18 protein-coding genes are annotated in these 19,172 nt (G+C 45.1%); all 18 read left to right on the top strand.

Annotated features, from left to right (window positions below; all coding sequences use genetic code 11):
* The first annotated feature begins 2 nt into the window (after window positions 1-2).
* The 18 genes from D829_RS0112125 (at window position 3) to D829_RS0112040 (ending at window position 19,012) form a co-directional block, all read left to right on the top strand.
* Window positions 3-623 (top strand): chemotaxis protein CheC, encoded by a 621-nt coding sequence (locus D829_RS0112125; protein WP_085981448.1) that lies wholly within the window; start codon window positions 3-5, stop codon window positions 621-623.
* Window positions 616-1,113: a chemotaxis protein CheD gene (locus D829_RS0112120; RefSeq protein ID WP_017689162.1), complete on the top strand. Its 498-nt coding sequence runs from the start codon at window positions 616-618 to the stop codon at window positions 1,111-1,113. The genes D829_RS0112125 and D829_RS0112120 overlap by 8 nt, the downstream gene beginning before the upstream one ends.
* Window positions 1,114-1,117: 4 nt before the next feature.
* The gene (locus D829_RS0112115; protein WP_017689161.1) at window positions 1,118-1,561 is read left to right on the top strand and encodes a hypothetical protein; all 444 of its coding nucleotides are present in this window, start codon (window positions 1,118-1,120) and stop codon (window positions 1,559-1,561) included.
* Window positions 1,562-1,576: 15 nt separating this feature from the next.
* On the top strand, window positions 1,577-2,365 hold the full coding sequence (locus tag D829_RS0112110; RefSeq protein WP_017689160.1) for a FliA/WhiG family RNA polymerase sigma factor: 789 nt from the start codon (window positions 1,577-1,579) through the stop codon (window positions 2,363-2,365).
* A 62-nt stretch (window positions 2,366-2,427) separates the two neighbouring features.
* Window positions 2,428-3,837, top strand: a complete 1,410-nt coding sequence (locus D829_RS0112105) for a FapA family protein (protein WP_017689159.1) — start codon at window positions 2,428-2,430, stop codon at window positions 3,835-3,837.
* Window positions 3,838-3,889: 52 nt separating this feature from the next.
* Window positions 3,890-4,204: a hypothetical protein gene (locus D829_RS0112100; RefSeq protein WP_017689158.1), complete on the top strand. Its 315-nt coding sequence runs from the start codon at window positions 3,890-3,892 to the stop codon at window positions 4,202-4,204.
* Window positions 4,205-4,269: 65 nt separating this feature from the next.
* Window positions 4,270-4,854, top strand: coding sequence for a hypothetical protein (locus tag D829_RS0112095; protein ID WP_017689157.1), 585 nt, complete (start codon window positions 4,270-4,272; stop codon window positions 4,852-4,854).
* Between the two features lie 3 nt (window positions 4,855-4,857).
* Window positions 4,858-5,484 (top strand): endolytic transglycosylase MltG, encoded by a 627-nt coding sequence (locus tag D829_RS0112090; RefSeq protein WP_017689156.1) that lies wholly within the window; start codon window positions 4,858-4,860, stop codon window positions 5,482-5,484.
* A 296-nt stretch (window positions 5,485-5,780) separates the two neighbouring features.
* Window positions 5,781-6,479, top strand: coding sequence for a 30S ribosomal protein S2 (gene rpsB / locus D829_RS0112085; RefSeq protein WP_017689155.1), 699 nt, complete (start codon window positions 5,781-5,783; stop codon window positions 6,477-6,479).
* A 115-nt stretch (window positions 6,480-6,594) separates the two neighbouring features.
* Window positions 6,595-7,245 carry a translation elongation factor Ts gene (gene tsf / locus D829_RS0112080; RefSeq protein ID WP_017689154.1) on the top strand — a complete coding sequence of 217 codons (651 nt, stop codon included), beginning with the start codon at window positions 6,595-6,597 and terminating at the stop codon, window positions 7,243-7,245.
* A 232-nt stretch (window positions 7,246-7,477) separates the two neighbouring features.
* Window positions 7,478-8,206, top strand: a complete 729-nt coding sequence (pyrH, locus tag D829_RS0112075) for a UMP kinase (RefSeq protein WP_017689153.1) — start codon at window positions 7,478-7,480, stop codon at window positions 8,204-8,206.
* On the top strand, window positions 8,206-8,760 hold the full coding sequence (gene frr / locus D829_RS0112070) for a ribosome recycling factor (RefSeq protein WP_017689152.1): 555 nt from the start codon (window positions 8,206-8,208) through the stop codon (window positions 8,758-8,760). Before pyrH ends, frr begins: the two co-directional genes overlap by 1 nt.
* Before the next feature lie 89 nt (window positions 8,761-8,849).
* On the top strand, window positions 8,850-9,617 hold the full coding sequence (locus tag D829_RS0112065; protein ID WP_017689151.1) for an isoprenyl transferase: 768 nt from the start codon (window positions 8,850-8,852) through the stop codon (window positions 9,615-9,617).
* A 16-nt stretch (window positions 9,618-9,633) separates the two neighbouring features.
* A complete protein-coding gene (locus D829_RS0112060) occupies window positions 9,634-10,428 on the top strand; it encodes a phosphatidate cytidylyltransferase (protein WP_017689150.1) in 795 nt (264 codons plus the stop codon).
* 70 nt (window positions 10,429-10,498) lie between these two features.
* A complete protein-coding gene (locus D829_RS0112055) occupies window positions 10,499-11,638 on the top strand; it encodes a 1-deoxy-D-xylulose-5-phosphate reductoisomerase (protein WP_017689149.1) in 1,140 nt (379 codons plus the stop codon).
* Window positions 11,639-11,751: 113 nt separating this feature from the next.
* Window positions 11,752-13,023: an RIP metalloprotease RseP gene (gene rseP, locus D829_RS0112050; RefSeq protein ID WP_017689148.1), complete on the top strand. Its 1,272-nt coding sequence runs from the start codon at window positions 11,752-11,754 to the stop codon at window positions 13,021-13,023.
* A gap of 62 nt (window positions 13,024-13,085) precedes the next feature.
* A complete protein-coding gene (gene proS, locus D829_RS0112045; protein ID WP_017689147.1) occupies window positions 13,086-14,540 on the top strand; it encodes a proline--tRNA ligase in 1,455 nt (484 codons plus the stop codon).
* A gap of 152 nt (window positions 14,541-14,692) precedes the next feature.
* Window positions 14,693-19,012 (top strand): PolC-type DNA polymerase III, encoded by a 4,320-nt coding sequence (locus D829_RS0112040; RefSeq protein ID WP_017689146.1) that lies wholly within the window; start codon window positions 14,693-14,695, stop codon window positions 19,010-19,012.
* Window positions 19,013-19,172: the final 160 nt, after the last annotated feature.

Genomic DNA, 19,172 nt, shown 5'->3' with positions numbered 1-19,172 from the left:
AGATGTTCAACCGATTTGAGGTATTCCAGATGGATGTGCTCAAAGAGGTCGGTAACATTGGAGCAGGCAACGCCGCAACGGCGTTGTCTCAACTCCTCAACAGACCGATTGACATGGGTGTACCTACAGTACAAATGCTCCCTTTTGAAGAAGTTGCCGAAAAAGTGGGCGGAGGTGAACGCATCGTGGTTACCGTGTTTCTTCGTGTAGAAGGCGAAGCACCGGGAAATCTTTTCTTTATGATGACACCAGAGGCTGCTAAAATGTTGTTGAATAGACTTGCCGGGTTTGATCTGAAAGAAGGACTCGCTTTTACAGATATGGAACAATCAGCGCTTTCCGAGATTGGAAATATTTTGGCTGGATCCTATCTTTCTTCTTTGGCAGATTTCACGAAGTTGTCTATGTATCCAACTGTCCCTGGACTTGCCATCGACATGGCAGGTGCCATTCTAAGTTATGGCTTGCTGCAATTTGGCGAGATGGGTGACAGTGCATTGTTGATTGACACATCTTTCTTTGAAGGTGAAGATCAAGTTGAGGGTCAGTTTTTCCTCATTCCGGATCCACCATCCTTTGCAAAGATATTTGAATCGCTAGGGGTGCCACTGAGCCATGATTGAGGACAAAAGCGTCGTTAAAGTCGGTATGGCGGATTTAAACATCGCTCATCTTCCTGGTGTAATCCGTACGACTGGCTTGGGTTCGTGTGTGGGATTAACAATGTATGACCCACATTTGAAGCTGGCTGGAATGGCGCATGTCATGCTTCCTACTTCAGAGATCGCCCGTGAAGGGAAACTGAACACTGCGAAATATGCGGATACGGCGTTGCCTGAGCTTTTGGAAAAGATGATAAAACTGGGCGCTTCTCACTCACGTATTGTGTCTAAAATGGCCGGAGGCTCTCAGATGTTTGCCTTTGCTGGCGCTGGAGATACAATGCGCATTGGACCAAGGAATGCAGATTCTTGTCGAGAGTGGCTTCAAAAACTCAATATCCCTCTTCTAGCAGAAGATACGGGTGGGAATTATGGACGAACGATTGAGATGGATTGTGAAACTGGACTTTTGACTATTCGAAGCGTACAAATGGGTGTAAAGGAACTATAAGACTATGATAGGAAACTACCGCATTAATCTTGGAGCAGGCATCGTTGGGTTTATTCTTACTTTTTTTGTAGCATACAGCAGCAATGTGCTGATGACCAGTTTAATTCGCGGATTGATCGGATTCGTAGCCTGGTTTGTCCTTGCATATGGTTTACGCTGGGGATTGGGATTGCTGCTGAACCCTCAAATCGAGGGAAATGGGTATGGTTATGATTCACCAAGTGCTCAAGATCAAAGAGGTTCACAGGTGGACATTAAAATCGAAGACGATGGACAAGAGCTGAATGATTTGCTCAAGAGTGGACAGAACGCTTCATCTGGGGACGATCTTCCGCCATCTGAGACGAAAGCTCCAACGGGATTCGCCCCTTTGGATCCGCCTAAACTTGTCCGGACCAAGGATCCGGAGGAATTGGCGCAGGCCGTTCGTCACCTGACAGACAAATAAGGAGGGTGAAAGCAATTGAACGAGCGTAAAGCTTCACATTTGAACCATTCTGATCTGTGGGAAAAGTGGAAAGAACATGGAGATCTTGAAGCCAAGAAAACTTTGATTGAAAAGTATCTTCATATTGTAAATTATGTATCCGGTCGACTGGCTGTTGGTTTGCCCAAAAATGTTCCCAAGGATGACTTGGAGAGCAATGGCGTTATGGGGTTAATTGATGCATTGGAGAAGTTCGACTATGAACGTGGTCTGCAATTTGAAACTTATGCATCATGGAGGGTCCGCGGAGCCATTCTTGACGGACTCCGTCAAGGTGATTGGGTTCCGCGTTCTGTGCGGGAGAAGGCCAAGCGAATTGAAGACGCCTATCAACAGCTGGAACAAAGTTATCTCAGGTCCGTTAGTGATGAGGAAATGAGCGAATATCTGGACGTATCCACTAAAGATTTTCAACATATGCTTCAGGAAGTGGCAGTCATGTCACTTTGCTCGCTGGAGGACCCAATTCGTGAGGAAGAGTCTGAGACTCGTCTGTCTTTGATGGTGGATGAGAAAGCCAAAAATCCGGATTATAAAGTGAACGAGTTTTATTTGAAAGAAGCTTTGGTGCAAGGGCTTGACAAGTTGACGGTAAAAGAGAGAACGGTTGTTTCACTCTTGTATTACGAAGATCTTTCTCTTAGTGAAATTGCTGAGGTTATGTCTCTTTCTCCGTCTCGTATATCCCAGTTACATTCCAAGGCAATATTACGATTACGCGGCACGTTGGACAAACAGAAAGATTTGTTGATGCGTAAAGATTAATAGAGAGAAGTAATATCATTGGAGTTTGGGGAGTGGAAAGTCTAAAAGGGGGAAGAACCGGAGTGACACAACGGAATGCTTTGGAACAATGTTTAAACATTGTTTTATCGGACGACAAATGCACAGCCTACCTTGAATTTTCCAAAGAGGAAGAAGGCTTTGCCTGCACGATTGATGAACTTGAACAATTTGTGGCGAACAAGGGCATCAAACAAGGTGTATCGCGAGAGGCATTATTACTTTTTGTGAGCAACCCTGAAACCTATTTAAAAGATAAATACAAGATTGCCGAAGGTATCGCTCCTATTCAGGGAACAGATGGATTCATCAAGATCCTGGTAGGGATGGACGATACGAACGAACGACGACCGCTGGAATCGGAAGATGGAACCGTCGATTACAAAGAAGTGACCCGGCTAAACAATGTTCGTAGTGGTCAGATCATTGCGGAGCGAATTGCTCCTGGCGAGGGCATACCAGGCAGGGCAGTAACGGGTGAGGAAATTCCTTATCGTCCCGGAAAAGAAGTTCGATTTAAAGTTGGGAAAAACGTTGTGATTAACCCGGATGGTTCTGCGATGTATGCTGCACTGGATGGGCTGGTTACCAAAACGGACGGTAACAAACTGAATGTGTTTCCGGTCTATGAAGTCAATGGTGATGTTGACTACAATAACGGTAATATCGACTTTGTAGGCACAGTTGTCATACGAGGCAATGTACTTACCGGATTTAAAGTAAAAGCAGCAGGTGACATTCGGGTCGTCGGAGGTGTCGAAGGAGCTGAACTGGAAGCAGGCGGCTCAATCGAAATTACCGGTGGTATTATTGGTTATAACAAAGGACTGGTACAAGCAGGCCATAATGTTAAATGTACTTTCATTCAAGAAGGCAACGTGGATGCCGGTGAAGATGTGCTGGTTTCTCAAAGTATTATGCATTCCAATATTCGTGCTGGCCATGGTGTCATCTGTGCAGGAACCAAGGGTCTTATCGTTGGTGGCTCGATTCAGGCTGGTCAGAACGTCTCGGCGCGTGTTGTGGGCAACAGCATGTCCACGGTCACTTCCATTGAAGTTGGTGTGCTTCCGAAGCTGCGTAACGAACTGAATGATTTGCGTAAGGAAGCCAGAGAACAGATGGACTCCTTGGACAAGACAAAGAAGGCTTTGACATTGTTAGACCAGTTAGCTGCCGCTGGACAACTAAGTCCAGATAAGATGTCGATGCGGATCAAGCTGAATGCTACGCAGAAATCTGCTCTTCGTATAAGTGAAGAAACGAAAATGCGTATCTTTGAAATTGAAAAGGCACTTGAAGATACAAGTAAGGCTCGTATTGATATTCTGAAGATGATTTATGGAGGCTCTAAAATAGTTATCGGCAGATATACGAAATTTATTAAAGATCCAGTGAGTCGAATTTCATTTTATTATCATGATGGGGATATTACGATGGTTCCATACGATTAAGTTCAGCATTCAGGCACAGGAAGAAATCCATTCGAAACCGTGAGGTGAGCGTATGAGTTTCAAAGCAGTGGAGTTGCAGATTGCGGTACCACGAACAAGCGAAGCGGGACGTTATCAAAGTGAAGCCCAGCAGCGACCGATTACGGATCAGAATCTTTTGGCAGAGCAAACGGCGAAAGAAGCAAATGAAGCAAGGCAACGTAGTGAAGCAATGGACGAAACTTCACAGACTTCGGTGCGTGATGGTCATACCAATGATGGGAATCAGCAGAGTGGTTCGGATGGACAGGAGACTGCTCAGGGTCAAGAAATTGTCAGACCTGCAGAGCACCCGTACAAAGGAAAACACATAGATCTGTCTTTATAATAAATGGTTGTTATGGACATGCAGTCTTGCGCACCGATGGTTGAATCAGAAGGAGAGAACCCAATTTGTCACCATGGATCATTATTGTCATATTAGGGGCCTGCGCCATCGCCTACGCTTATATTATGCCTCGGAAAAACAAGGCGCAAGAGCCTGGGCATCAACTGGTGCAGGAGATGGAATCTACGCTTGAACACTACATGACCGAGATCGAAAATGATAATGATGCTCTTATTCAACGAGTGGCTGAAATGAAGGGAGAAGCGACAGCAGCTGATCAACGTATGCAATTGCAACTTCAGGAATTACAGCAGCGGTTGGATCAGCTGGAACAGAGCAAAAAGAACGAAGCTGTCGCATCACCTGTTCCACATTCCGGTGATGTATCCGTACAATCTTCCGAAGGTTTGCAAGCACAAGCACTCGTGAAAAGTGTACAAGCAGAGGCGGCCCAGCAGGCGTTAGAAGCAGACCTACAGACCAGTGAAGTCGAATCTTTGCCTGGGCGTGAATCGATTAAAGATCGATATGCAGAACTCTTTAATCTACATGCTGAAGGTAAGTCGATGGATGCCATATCCAAGCAGACAGGCATTCAGCGTGGTGAGGTACAGTTAATACTGCAACTGGCAGAACGGGAGGAAAGCTAAGTCATGGACAAGCGATCCTTATGGATTGGTCTGGGGAGTGGTATGATTATTGGTGCAGTTTTGCTTCAACTGGCCATAGTAGGACAAAATGCATTATCTGATAGTAATCTTGACCCTGAGCAGACCGCCAATATGACGAAAGAACAGCTGGAAACAGCCGCAAAAAGCCTGGATATGAAGGTGGTCGGTTCTGAAGAGGAATTGTACACAGAAGCTGAGTGGGTAGAGAAGAAAAAGCAAGAAAGCAGTGAGTTGCAAGGGGAAACAGCAACACCGCCTGAATCAGTAACCTCTACGGAAACACCTGCAGAGCCTGAGAAGCCACAAGAGCCTTCTACAAGTGAAGTTGAAGGGCAGAAAGAGATAACTGAGCCGAAAACAACAGAACCTATAACGCCGAGCAATCCGAAAGGCGCAACAGTATCATTCAAAGTACGTTCAGGCAACAGTCTGGCGATCGTTGCAGCAAACTTAAAAACTGCGGGAATCGTAGATGATGCTCAAGCATTCATAAAGGCTGGCAAGGCTGAGCGAATCAATACCAAAATCCAAGTGGGTACCTATGCGCTTGAAAAAGGCGAAAGTTTCAAATCCATTATCGCAAAAATTACGAAAGAACCGTCAAACTGAGCATGCTCGGACAAGACGGTTTTTGCGTATTAAACGGTACATTTTCAAAGCCTGATAATAATTAGCGCCTGAGTTACATATCAAGTTTAAAATGATTCGATACTAGCAAAAAACGAAAAGTAGATTTTAGCTTCAAAGACTGTTGCATCGGACAGTCAGTTATGCTATATTAGATAACGGTGTTAAAACACACGCATGTGCTAATTTTGTTGAGGGTGCTTTCCTTATGGAGAGTCTTGGCGAAAAATGATGCCGGCGGAGGACACAATAAAAACCATATTAGGAGGTGTGTGAAGATGGCAGTAATCTCCATGAAGCAGCTTCTCGAAGCTGGGGTACACTTCGGTCACCAAACTCGTCGTTGGAACCCAAAAATGGATCGTTATATCTTCACTGAAAGAAACGGAATTTATATCATCGATTTGCAAAAAACGGTGAAAAAAGTCGAAGAGGCTTACAATTTCGTTAAAGGAATCGCAGGAGAGAATGGTAAAATTCTTTTCGTGGGCACTAAGAAACAAGCTCAAGATTCTGTTAAAGAAGAAGCTGAACGTGCTGGTCAATTCTACATTAACCAACGCTGGCTCGGCGGTACCCTGACTAACTTCCAAACTATTCAAAAACGTATTGATCGTTTGAAACAGTTGGAAGCTTGGGAAGAAGACGGTACATTCGCTGTATTGCCTAAAAAAGAAGTAATCTTGCTTCGCAAAGAAAAAGATCGTCTGGAGAAATTCTTGGGCGGTATTAAAAATATGAAAGGCCTGCCAAGCGCCCTGTTCATCATCGATCCACGCAAAGAGCGTATCGCTGTTGCGGAAGCTCGCAAATTGGGTATCCCAATTGTAGGTATCGTTGATACTAACTGCGATCCGGATGAGATCGATTATGTTATCCCAGGTAATGACGACGCGATCCGCGCTGTTAAATTGCTGACAGGTAAAATGGCTGATGCTGTAATCGAAGCTAACCAAGGCGAAGAAACTTCCGCTTAATAGATTCGAACATATGTTATAAACTAAATTAAAAGGGTGGTTGGCAGGTGGATAACCTCTCACTGCCCTTTTTTTAGAGTGTACGTACAATACTTAATGTTGGAGGGAATTTATAATGGCAGTTAATGCGAGTGCAGTAAAAGAACTTCGCGAAAGAACGGGCGCTGGTATGCTCGATTGCAAAAAAGCACTGGAAGAAGCAAACGGTGATGTAACAAAAGCGGCTGAATTATTGCGTGAGAAAGGTCTTTCTGCAGCAGCAAGCAAAGCAGGCCGTGCAGCAACTGAAGGCGTTGTAGAATCTTACATCCACGCTGGTGGACGCATTGGTGTCTTGGTTGAAGTTAACTGTGAAACTGACTTCGTTGGTAAAACGGATCAATTTAAGGATTTCGTTAAAGATGTAGCTATGCAAATCGCTGCAGCTAATCCTAAATTCGTTAAACGCGAAGAAGTTCCTACAGATGAGCTGGAAAAAGAAAAAGAAATCCTGAAAGCTCAAGCTCTTAACGAAGGCAAACCAGAGAAAATCATTGAAAAAATGGTTGAAGGCCGTATCGGTAAATACTACGAAGAGTACTGCCTGATGGAACAAACTTTCGTTAAAGATCCAGACAAAACGATCTCTCAATTGCTGAATGAAAAAATCAGCCAAATTGGTGAAAACATCTCCATCCGTCGTTTCGTTCGTTACGAACTGGGTGAGGGTCTTGAGAAAAAAGTAGACAACTTCGTAGAAGAAGTAATGTCCCAAGTAAACAAATAAGACGGTTTCTATAAACCGGCGAGCAGAATTGATTTTCGAAGATATAAGAATGATAAAACTTCGAAGCGTAGACTCCCTTATATCTCAGGAAAACAGTGCCTTACCGGTTAAACGTTTTTCCTAAAAGAGCGGAACACAACTGTGTTCCTTTCTTTTTAAGTAGGAGGCCATGCGCGAGAAGTTTTGTTGGTTGAACACCAAGCGTGTTCGATTCAAAGTGGAGGGTGAATAATTGGAACAGCCAGTATTTAAACGTGTTGTCTTAAAGGTCAGCGGAGAGTCTCTTTCCGGTCAAAACGGCTACGGTATTGATGCAGATACGATCTCGTCGATTGCCCAACAGGTAAAAGAGGTTGTTGCACTTGGTGTACAGGTTGCTATTGTATGTGGCGGCGGAAACATCTGGCGTGGAATTGCCGGTAGCGAAAACGGCATCGATCGTGCAACTGCCGATTATATGGGTATGCTGGCGACAGTAATGAACTCGCTGGCACTGCAGGATGCTTTGGAACAGATTGAAGTGCCTACGCGTGTACAGACATCTATTGCAATGCAACAGATTGCAGAGCCTTATATTCGTCGTAGAGCTATTCGCCATCTGGAGAAAGGCCGGGTCGTTATTTTTGCAGCAGGTACAGGTAACCCGTTCTTTTCCACGGATACAACAGCAGCACTGCGCGCAGCGGAGATTGAAGCAGAAGTTATCTTGATGGCCAAAAATAAAGTTGATGGTGTATACTCAGCAGATCCGTTTAAGGACAGTACAGCTGTGAAATTTGATCAGTTGACTTACATGGATATTCTTAACAAAGACCTTGGTGTAATGGATTCAACGGCATCCTCGCTTTGTAAGGACAACAACATCCCGTTGATCGTATTTGCCATTACGGAACAAGGTAACATCAAACGTGTTGTTCTGGGCGAACGTATCGGAACAATCGTTAAAGGGAGTGTAGATTAATGCCACAAGCGGTTAAACAACATGCCGAAGAGCGTATGGAAAAAGCAATTCAAGCATTGCGTCGTGACCTGGCTACTTTGCGTGCAGGCCGCGCAACTCCAGCTCTTCTGGACCGAATTCAGGTAGAGTATTATGGGGCAATGACGCCATTGAATCAACTCGCTAATATCAGTACTCCGGATTCCCGTACATTGATGATTCAGCCTTGGGACAAATCCTCCATGGGTGACATCGAGCGTGCCATCATGAAATCAGATCTGGGTCTTACTCCAGCCAATGATGGTAGCATGATCCGTTTGTCTATTCCGGCATTGACGGAAGAACGTAGAGCGGAACTTGTTAAGCTGACGAAGAAGTTCGGTGAAGAAGGTAAAGTAGCGATTCGTAACATTCGCCGTGACGCGAATGATGACATCAAGAAAATGGAAAAGTCAGATATTTCCGAGGATGAATCCCGGAGACATCAGGATGATATCCAAAAATCGACCGACAAGTTTATTGCTGAAGTCGATAAGGTACTCGCTGCCAAAGAAAAAGAAATCATGGAAGTGTAAGACAAGCGCAGCCCCTCCAATACGGTGGGGTTTTGTCTCTTTTTCCAAGCTTCAGATAAAGAAACTTCAGGGATTTTGGAGGAACAGGAATGATCAAACGGGTTCGGTCGTGGTGGAATGGGGCTGACAAGCAGGAAACGCTGACTATATCCGAGGACAATATCCCGCAGCACGTCGCCATCATCATGGACGGCAATGGACGATGGGCCAAACGTTTGGGACTCCCGCGTATAGCCGGGCACCAAAATGGCATGAAGGCGGTCAAACGTGCGACCATCGCGGCGGATGAACTGGGCATCAAATATCTGACGATGTACGCTTTTTCGACAGAAAACTGGACGCGTCCAAAAGAAGAAGTGGATTTTCTGATGCGACTTCCGCAAGAATTTCTAGCCATAGAGCTGGATGAACTTATAGAAAAAAATGTGCGTATTCGCATGATGGGTCAAGAGGAACATTTACCTTCTCATACCATTAATGCCTTGCGGGAAGCCATTCGTCTTACGGAACATAATACAGGTCTCGTTTTGAACTTTGCAATGAACTATGGAAGTCGTCGTGAAATGACGGACTGTGTTAAACAGATCGCTCTGCAGGTGAAATCGGGGGAACTATCGGCAGAGGACATAACACCTGAACTCATTGATAGACATATGCTAACGGTTGACATGCCCGATCCGGATCTGCTGATCCGGACGAGCGGAGAGTTGAGATTAAGCAACTTTATGCTTTGGCAGCTTGCATACAGTGAATTATGGTTTACGGATATATACTGGCCCGAATTTGGCAAAAAGCATTTGCTTGAAGCAGTAGCCGAATATCAGCGCAGAACAAGGCGTTACGGCGGTTTGAAATAGATGGAGGATGAAGCCGTTGAAACAGCGATTAACGACAGGAATCATAGCAGGTGTGTTGTTTTTAGGTTTTTGCATGCTGGGCGGACCCTGGTACCATGGTTTGGTATTGCTTATGGCTCTCATCGGTTATTATGAATTTGTTAAAATGACCGGGGTGATGCCTTTTTCAGGTGTGGCCCTGATTGGATATGCTGGTGTGTTTGCCATTGTGTTTCCTTGGGAAATGCTTTGGGAGGCAAGACCGCTATCCTTATTTCAGGTCATCTGGATAGTAATGCTTGTACTGATGACAGCTTCGGTTGTCACCAAAAATAAGGTTCCCGTGAATACAGTGGCCATGCTTTTCCTCGGTGTGTTGTATATAGGTATCGGTTTCTATTACATTGCAGAATCCAGACATCTGCAACATGGGTTGTTCTGGACGTTCCTGTTACTGGGCTCCATATGGGCCAGTGATGCAGGAGCTTATTTTGTAGGGAAACTAATGGGTAAAAACAAACTGTGGCCTTCCATCAGTCCAAACAAGACTATAGAGGGTGCACTGGGTGGCATTGTAATTGCAATTGTTACTTCTGTTATTTTTGCATTAGTATCAGATGGTTTGCTTTCCTGGCAGAGAGCGATTGTGATCGGAATTGCCTGTGCAGTTGTAGGTCAGATGGGTGACTTGATCCAGTCTGCATACAAACGTGTATATAATATCAAGGATTCAGGCAGTCTTCTCCCTGGGCATGGAGGCATTCTTGATCGGTGCGACAGCTGGATTGTTGTTTTTCCATTCGTACATATACTAATGCTACTGCCCTACTAAAGAAGAACATGAGTCTGAAATAACAGCATTGTTCGCCGTAGGCATTGGATAATTAAAAATGAGGTGCAGCATGAAAAAAATTGCGATTCTTGGGTCAACCGGTTCCATTGGAACCCAGACACTGGATGTAGTTGACATGCATCCAGAACTCTTTCAAGTGGAGGGACTGGCTGCCGGAGGCAATACAGACCTGCTGATCGAACAAACCAAACGTTACCGGCCGAAGAAAGTATCAGTGGGGTCCAAAGAACTGGCGGAGAAGGTAGCTCCACATCTGCCTGCAGGAACGCAACTGTTTTATGGCACAGAAGGACTCGTAGAAGTTGCGGCAGGAACCGATGCGCATACGGTTGTTACAGCGGTGGTGGGCAGTGTTGGATTGGAGTCAACACTTGCTGCCATAGATGCAGGCAAACAGATCGGACTGGCCAACAAGGAGACATTGGTTACAGCGGGTCATATCGTCACGACAAGAGCGGCTGCAAAAGGAGTCTCTTTATTGCCTGTTGATAGTGAGCACTCTGCGATATTCCAATGCTTGAATGGTGAAAACAGAGAACGCTTGGCAGGCATTACGCTCACCGCTTCAGGTGGATCATTCCGTGATCTTACCCGTGAACAGTTGAAGAGCGTGACTATAGAGGATGCGCTTAAACATCCAAATTGGTCAATGGGGTCCAAAATTACGATAGACTCGGCAACGATGGTTAACAAGGGTCTCGAGGTCATTGAAGCACATTGGTTATTTGGTCTTCGATATGATCAAATTAATGTATTGCTTCACCCAGAGAGTGTTATTCATTCCTATGTGGAATTTGATGACACAAGCATCATCGCACAACTGGGGAATCCGGATATGCGAGTTCCCATTCAATATGCACTGACTTACCCTGACCGCTTGCCATCACCGGCACAGCGCCTGTCTCTTGCTCAAGCTGGGAAATTACATTTCCGTGAGATGGATATGGAACGGTTCCCGTGTTTAAGAATGGCGTATGAGTGTGGTAAAATGGGAGGAACCGCAACAACGGCGTTTAATGCAGCCAACGAGGTTGCTGTAGCCCGTTTCTTGCGTAAAGAGATTTCATTCCTTAAAATAGAAGATATTATTGCTTCTGTGCTGGAAGCACACCACAATGTGGACGAGCCTGATCTGCAGGAGATCGCGCGTTGTGATCAGGAGAGCCGTAAGCTTGCGGCCAGTCTGTAATCTCTTTTTTCATAACAAATTGGAAGAAGTGATTCTCTTGTGCGGCATCAGAGAATAATGATAATCTAGAGGGACAGACTGCGGTATGTGCCGTGAAGGAGGATGGATAGGGATTGGAAACCATACAAGTGGTATTTCTAACGGTGCTCATGTTCTTTGTCATCGTGACGGTTCATGAATGGGGGCATTATTATTTTGCCAAACGCGCCGGTATTCTTGTACGGGAGTTTGCGATCGGTTTTGGTCCCAAATTGTTCTCATATAAAAGAAACGAGACCCAGTTTACATTGCGTTTGTTGCCTTTTGGTGGATATGCACGAATGGCAGGGGAAGATCCGGAACTGGTAGAGATCCAGGAAGGACAGACCATCGCGGTAAGATCAGCGGATGACCAGGTGAAGATGATCTATCTGGATCAGTTGGATAACCGTAAAAATGTAATACGTGGTGAAGTCATCTCCATTGATATGGAGAGAGCGCTGAAGCTTCAACTCGATGTAGATGGAGAGATTCAGGAGTATCGTATTCATCCTCAAGCAATGTTGGTAAGTCGTGGTAAACAAACGCAGATTGCACCGAAAGATCGTCAATTCGGCAGCAAAACCGTTGGACAGCGTGCATTGGCTATTTTTGCGGGACCTCTGATGAACTTTATCTTGGCCTTTGTGCTGTTTGCTGTATATGCGCAGATGGCAGGAGTTCCGGTGGAAAACCCGAAAAATCTTCAAATTGGTGAAGTGCTTGAAGGTGGGGCAGCCGATCAGGCGAACCTGCAAAAGGGCGATATTATTGAGACGATCAATGGTACTGTTATTGGTACGGATTCACAAAAAATGGTGTCGATGATTGCCGATTCCAAAGACAAGCCGATGGAATGGACGCTGCGCCGGGGTTCGGATACGTTTAATATAACGATTACTCCACGTGCTGTAGAAGGACAAGAGGGCGGTAAAGTGGGAATCGTACCTACGTTACCAACCCGATCTGTTGGATTTGTAGAGACATTTAAAGTCTCAGGCGTGGCCATGGTTGATACAACCAAAATAATATTTGAAGGTTTTAAACATCTGATCAATCAATTCAACATGGATGATATTGGTGGCCCAGTTCGTACATTTGAAGTGACAGGGCAGATTGCTAAACAAGGGATTGAACAGTTAACGAGATGGGCAGCAATTTTGAGTCTGTACCTTGGGATTTTCAACCTGCTACCAATACCTGCATTGGACGGCAGCCGTCTGGTATTTTTGGGAATTGAAGCGCTGCGCGGCAGACCTGTTGATCCCAATCGCGAAGGCATGGTGCATTTCATCGGATTTGCGATGTTGTTTGTGTTGATGCTGGCAGTAACATACAATGATATATTACGTTTAATTAACGGATAATTACGGTTGGACTATGCTCTGGACATTCAGAGATAGTCGTTATGGGAGGACGCTGGAGTCTTATGTCAAAGGAAAATGATAAACAGTTTGTGACTGAAATCACACCACAGGGTGAGGATTTCTCACGCTGGTACATTGATGTTATCAAAAAAGCTGATCTCATGGACTATGCACCCGTACGCGGTTGTATTGTGTTCAAACCAGACGGATTTGAAATCTGGGAACATATTAAGGATGAGTTGGATCGTCGTTTCCGGGAAACGGGTCATCGCAACGCATACTTCCCGATGTTCATTCCTGAGAGCTTCTTTCAAAAGGAAAAAGAGCACGTGGAAGGTTTCAACCCTGAATTACCATGGGTTACGGAAGCTGGCGGAGAGAAACTGGAAGAACGTCTGGCAATCCGTCCTACATCCGAAACGATTATTGGTCACATGTATTCCAAGTGGATTCAGTCTTATCGGGATCTTCCGGTACTGATCAACCAGTGGGCTAACGTAGTTCGTTGGGAAAAAAGAACGTTGCCTTTCCTTCGCACAACTGAGTTCCTGTGGCAGGAAGGTCATACAGCGCATGAGACGGAAGAAGAAGCACGTGAAGAAACGATGAAAATGCTTGAGATTTATCGCGAAGTGGTTGAGGAATACTTGGCTATTCCTGTAATTGTGGGTCAGAAAACCAAGTCCGAGAAGTTTGCGGGTGCGGTGGATACGTACTCGATCGAAGCCATGATGAAGGATGGACGTGCAGTACAAGCAGGTACATCTCACTATATGGGGACGAACTTTGCAAAAGCATTTGAAATCCAGTATCTTAGCCGGAATAATGTGCTCGAGCTGGCTTACACTACTTCATGGGGAGTAAGCACACGTTTGATCGGTGCATTAATTATGGTTCACGGAGATGACCGTGGTCTCGTACTTCCTCCTAAAGTCGCACCAACGCAAGTGGTCATGATTCCAATTGGACCTCCGAAAACGCGTGATGCTGTTGTTGGGCGTGCAGATGAGTTGTTCACTGAGTTGAAAAAAGCTGGAGTTCGTGTGAAAATGGATGATCGCAGCGATGTTCGCCCAGGTTGGAAATTCAATGAATACGAGATGCGCGGTGTTCCGATTCGTCTGGAGATTGGTCCACGTGATATGGAAAATGGCGTTTGTGTACTCGTATCACGGATCACAGGTGAGAAGAAAGTGGTAGAACAAGCGAACCTGGTAGAAGAGATCCAGGCTATGTTGACACAGATTCAGGTAGATATGTTAGAGCGTGCTCGCACATTTATGTCGGATAACTTCTACTCCGTGGATACACTCGATGAGATGAAAGAACTGATGGAAAATAAACGCGGGTTTACACTGGCCGGATGGTGCGGTTCAGAAGCTTGCGAAGATAAAGTAAGAGAAGTCACAGGTGCAACAAGCCGGAACATTCCGTTCCAGCCTGCGGAAGAAAAGCATACGTGCCTGGCTTGTGGTGAACAGGCAGAACACACGGTTGTGTTTGCAAGAGCATACTAAGTCAGGATCACTTGACGAAAAGCACTTATTCACCGTTTAAGTAATGAATGGAGAGCTTCTGTCGGATAAAATGAGTCGGTGCGAGTTCGGATCGGTGACATTTTTGAATGCAGGGGCTTTTCATGCTTTAAGGGGGTACAAGGAGGAACACGATGAGCGGATTCGAGGAGAAAAGAAAACGGTTTGAGTTGTTGATGAAACAGGCAGAGCTTCCGGCTGGTCTGTTAGAGCCCTATTTTTTGGATGGATGGATTGAACAAGTAGAGACCAATCGAAGTAATCGGGAATGGAATATTCTGATTGCAAAGGATACGTTGGTACCCGCTCCAATCTATCGCACATTTTGCCTGCATATTCAAGAGAAGATGAATCATATCGCCAAAATTTCATTTGGCTTCAAATACACGGACCAAGTACAAAATGGTGATATCGTCAGTGAATATTGGAATCTGTTTCTGGAGTGGGTTACCCGTGAGATTCCATCTGTAAATGGTTGGATGAACCGGACAACCTTTGAATGTGAAGAGGATCTCCTACAACTGACAATGAGTGATGCAACGTCGATGGAATTGGCCCGTAAGAAACAGATTGATCAAGCTATTACAAAATTCTATGACAAATACTTTCATCTACCTCTTCGCATCAAGATGCAAGTGGGTGAAGTGGGAAGTAATAAAGAGGCCATGGAACAGTTCCAGGCCCAAAAACGTGTAGAAGAACTTGAGGTCATCGAGAAGATGATGAGTGAAGTGGACACAGAAATCCCGGTGGATGAGGAGCAGGGTGATCTGCGTTTGCAAATGGGTTATGACATCAAGGAGCCAGCAGTACCCATGCAGGAAATCCAGGATGAAGAGAAAAAGGTCACGCTTCAAGGTTCGGTGTTTGGACTGGATCGTAAAGAATTGCGAAACGGAAATACGTTGTTTACCTTCTACCTGACCGACTTCACGGACTCCATGCAAATGAAGATGTTTGCCAAAACAAAAGAGGACGTTAAAATTCTTAGTTTGTTGGCTAACGGTAAATGGGTAAAAGTGCGTGGTCGTGTAGAATATGACCGGTTTATGCAAATTCCTGAACTCGCCATGATTCCATCGGATCTGATTGAAGTTAAAGCACCGCCGTCTCGCAAAGATAATGCACCAGAGAAACGGGTGGAGTTCCATTTGCACTCTACGATGAGTACGATGGATGCTGTAACTTCAATCGACAAATACGTGAAAATGGCAGCAGAGTGGGGACATAAGGCGATTGCTGTGAGTGATCATGGTGGGGTGCAGGTATATCCCGAGGCTTCCAAGGCTGCTAAGAAAAACGGAATTAAAATGATCTACGGCCTTGAGGCCAATGTCGTGAATGACTCTGTTGCCGTTGTAATGGCTCCTCAGCCATTGGATCTCCAAACAGCAACATACATCGTATTTGATATCGAGACCACAGGTCTGTCGGTAACACAGAACAAAATCATTGAGATTGCAGCAGTGAAGATGCAAGATGGCAAAGAAATCGACCGGTTTGCAACGTTTGTGAATCCGCATGAACGCATTCCCTACAACATTCAGCAGTTGACTAATATCAATGATGACATGGTAAAAGACGCACCTGAACTGGAGCCTGTTATCCGTGATTTTGTGCAGTTTGCTGGTGATGGTGTGCTTGTTGCGCATAATGCACGTTTTGACATGGGCTTTATCCAGGCTTCCCTGAAGCAAATTGGATTGCCAGAACTTCCTAACCCAGTCCTTGACACATTGGAACTGGCGCGATTGCTATTTCCAAAAAATAAGAACCACCGTCTGAATACGATGGCGGATAAATATAAGGTTGGACTCGAAAGTCATCACCGTGCCATTGATGATACGGTTGCACTCGCGGGTATACTGATCGGTTTATTAAATGATGCTGCTCAGATGAAAGGGTTAACGAGGCTTGATCGCTTGAACGATTATGTAGGTGTCGACTTGTCGAATACAAGACCTTTCCATTGTGGAATCTATGCATTGAATGATGTCGGTAAGAAAAATCTATACAAGCTGGTATCTCTCTCTCATACGGAACATTTCAAGCGGGTACCGTGCATTCCCAAATCGAAACTGATTAATTTGCGTGAAGGCCTTGTTATTATATCGGGCTGTGAAAAAGGTGAGTTTTTCGAAGCGGTGCTTAACAAATCACTCGAAGAAGCGGAAGAGATCGCTGTGTTCTATGACATATTGGAGATTCAACCACTTACCATGTATATGCATTTGGTGGATAAAGGGTTGGTGGCTACACCCGAAGAAATCAAAACAGCGATCCGTAAAGTCATTGATATAGGCGCAAAACTTAATAAACCGGTCATAGCCACAGGTAACGTGCACTATTTGGAACCGCGTGACAAGTTATATCGGGATATCACCATTCACGGAATTACAGGTTTTAGTCCACTCAAAGATCAACGTAAACCGGATGCACATTTCAGAACGACAGAGGAAATGCTGGAAGAGTTCCAGTTCCTGGGCCAAGATAAAGCTTACGAAGTCGTTGTTACAAATACGGTGGAGTTATCTGACCGATTTGAGGAAATTAAGTTATTCCCGGACAAACTGTTTACTCCAATTCTGGAAGGTGCGGACGAAGAAATCCGTAATACCTGCTATGACACTGCCAAGTCTATCTATGGCGAGGAATTACCAGAAGTAATCGTGGCACGACTAGAGAAAGAGCTCATTCCAATTATTAAATATGGTTTTTCTGCCAACTATCTGATCTCGGAACGCTTGGTTAAAAAATCGAATCAGGATGGTTATCTCGTAGGTTCGCGGGGATCGGTAGGCTCCTCTGTTGTTGCTACATTTTTGGGTATATCCGAGGTTAATCCACTACCTGCTCATTATATTTGTGTGAATTCAGAATGCAAACACAGCGAGTGGTTCCTGGACGGCAGTGTTCGGAGTGGATTTGACCTTCCAGAGAAAGAGTGTCCGGATTGTGGTGGCACACTTAAAGGAGAAGGCCAGGATATTCCGTTTGAGACCTTCCTTGGATTTAAAGGGGATAAAGTTCCCGATATTGACTTGAACTTCTCTGGTGATTATCAGCCTCATGCTCATAACTATACGAAAGTACTATTTAGTGAGAAGAGTGTTTTCCGTGCGGGGACCATCGGTACGGTGGCCGAGAAAACAGCATTTGGTTTTGCCAAGAAGTACGAGGAACATCATCAGAAGAAATGGCGTGGAGCTGAATTGAATCGTTTGGCCTCTGGCTGTACTGGGGTGAAACGGAGTACTGGTCAGCATCCCGGTGGTATTGTCGTAGTACCTGATTATATCGAGGTCGAAGACGTTACACCTGTTCAGTTTCCGGCTGACGACGTTAATGCGGAGTGGAAAACGACACACTTTGATTATCATGCTTTTGAAGAAAACTTGCTGAAACTTGATATTCTGGGGCACGATGATCCAACTATGATGCGGATGTTGCAGGATTTGACAGGTGTCGATCCAACAACCATTCCGATGAATGATCCGAAAGTCATGAGCATGTTTAACTCAACCGAAGCTTTGGGTGTTACACCGGAACAGATTAGGTCGCCAGTCGCGACGTTTGGCGTGCCGGAGATGGGAACGAAGTTTGTACGTCAGATGCTTGTTGAATCCCAGCCGACGTCTTTTGCCGATTTACTGCAGATTTCCGGATTGTCCCATGGTACAGGGGTATGGCTTGGAAACGCTCAGGATCTGATTAAGAACGGAACGTGTAACATTAAGACGGTAATTGGTTGTCGGGATGATATCATGTTATTTCTGATCTATAAAACGGGAATGGACGCAAGTCTGGCATTTAAGATTACCGAGAGTGTTCGTAAAGGACGGGGTCTGCCACAGGAATGGATTGACGAGATGAAGAATTGTAAAGTGCCTCAATGGTACATTGATTCATGCCTCAAAATCCAGTACATGTTCCCGAAGGCTCACGCGGCCGCTTATGTTATTTCGGCAGTACGTACGGCGTTCTTCAAGCTGTATCATCCGATTGAATATTACGCAACTTACTTTACTGTTCGGGCTGATGAGATTGATATCGAACTGATGTGTCAGGGATATGACGCGATCTATCGCAAAATTACGGAAATTGAGCAATTAGGTTTCCAGGCACCTCCAAAAGAGAAAAACATGTTACCTGTCCTGGAAATGGGTCTGGAAATGGCAGCACGCGGATTCTCGCTGAAATCCATTGACTTATACCGTTCAGAAGCGACAAAGTTCATCGTTGACGGAAAATCACTAATCCCTCCATTTTCGGCGTTGGCAGGAATCGGGGATAATGCTGCTCGCAATATTGCTGCAGCACGAGATCATGGTGAGTTTCTATCCGTTGAGGACTTCCAGCAGAAGTCGAAAGCAAGTAAGACCATTGTTGAACTCCTGTCGAATATGGGATGTTTCCGTGGCTTGCCAGAGAGCAATCAGCTTTCCCTTTTCTAGGATTGAATTTGGATCTAACCATAGCGATTGTTGGGGGAACGTAATTTTTCCTTCATTAGTAAGTAAACTGCCTGAAGCATCGCTTACTTGTCACTATTACCAGACTATGTTATAATTTTTGAAGTGAACGAGATAGTACGAATTTCTAAAGAGTGGGGAA

Origin of the sequence: Paenibacillus sp. PAMC 26794 (genome assembly GCF_000316035.1) — a bacterium.
In the GTDB taxonomy this organism is placed as follows: Bacteria; Bacillota; Bacilli; order Paenibacillales; family Paenibacillaceae; genus Paenibacillus.
The sequence above is the reverse complement of the archived record's forward strand: the minus strand, read 5'-3'. Positions and strand labels throughout refer to the sequence as shown.

Coding starts and splice junctions, on each gene's coding strand:
- rpsB (WP_017689155.1), top strand. CDS start 5,781: ATGGCAGTAATCTCCATGAAGCAGCTTCTCGAAGCTGGGGTACACTTC.
- D829_RS0112100 (WP_017689158.1), top strand. CDS start 3,890: ATGAGTTTCAAAGCAGTGGAGTTGCAGATTGCGGTACCACGAACAAGC.
- D829_RS0112065 (WP_017689151.1), top strand. CDS start 8,850: ATGATCAAACGGGTTCGGTCGTGGTGGAATGGGGCTGACAAGCAGGAA.
- proS (WP_017689147.1), top strand. CDS start 13,086: ATGTCAAAGGAAAATGATAAACAGTTTGTGACTGAAATCACACCACAG.
- D829_RS0112125 (WP_085981448.1), top strand. CDS start 3: ATGTTCAACCGATTTGAGGTATTCCAGATGGATGTGCTCAAAGAGGTC.
- D829_RS0112040 (WP_017689146.1), top strand. CDS start 14,693: ATGAGCGGATTCGAGGAGAAAAGAAAACGGTTTGAGTTGTTGATGAAA.
- frr (WP_017689152.1), top strand. CDS start 8,206: ATGCCACAAGCGGTTAAACAACATGCCGAAGAGCGTATGGAAAAAGCA.
- D829_RS0112120 (WP_017689162.1), top strand. CDS start 616: ATGATTGAGGACAAAAGCGTCGTTAAAGTCGGTATGGCGGATTTAAAC.
- D829_RS0112090 (WP_017689156.1), top strand. CDS start 4,858: ATGGACAAGCGATCCTTATGGATTGGTCTGGGGAGTGGTATGATTATT.
- tsf (WP_017689154.1), top strand. CDS start 6,595: ATGGCAGTTAATGCGAGTGCAGTAAAAGAACTTCGCGAAAGAACGGGC.
- D829_RS0112055 (WP_017689149.1), top strand. CDS start 10,499: ATGAAAAAAATTGCGATTCTTGGGTCAACCGGTTCCATTGGAACCCAG.
- D829_RS0112115 (WP_017689161.1), top strand. CDS start 1,118: ATGATAGGAAACTACCGCATTAATCTTGGAGCAGGCATCGTTGGGTTT.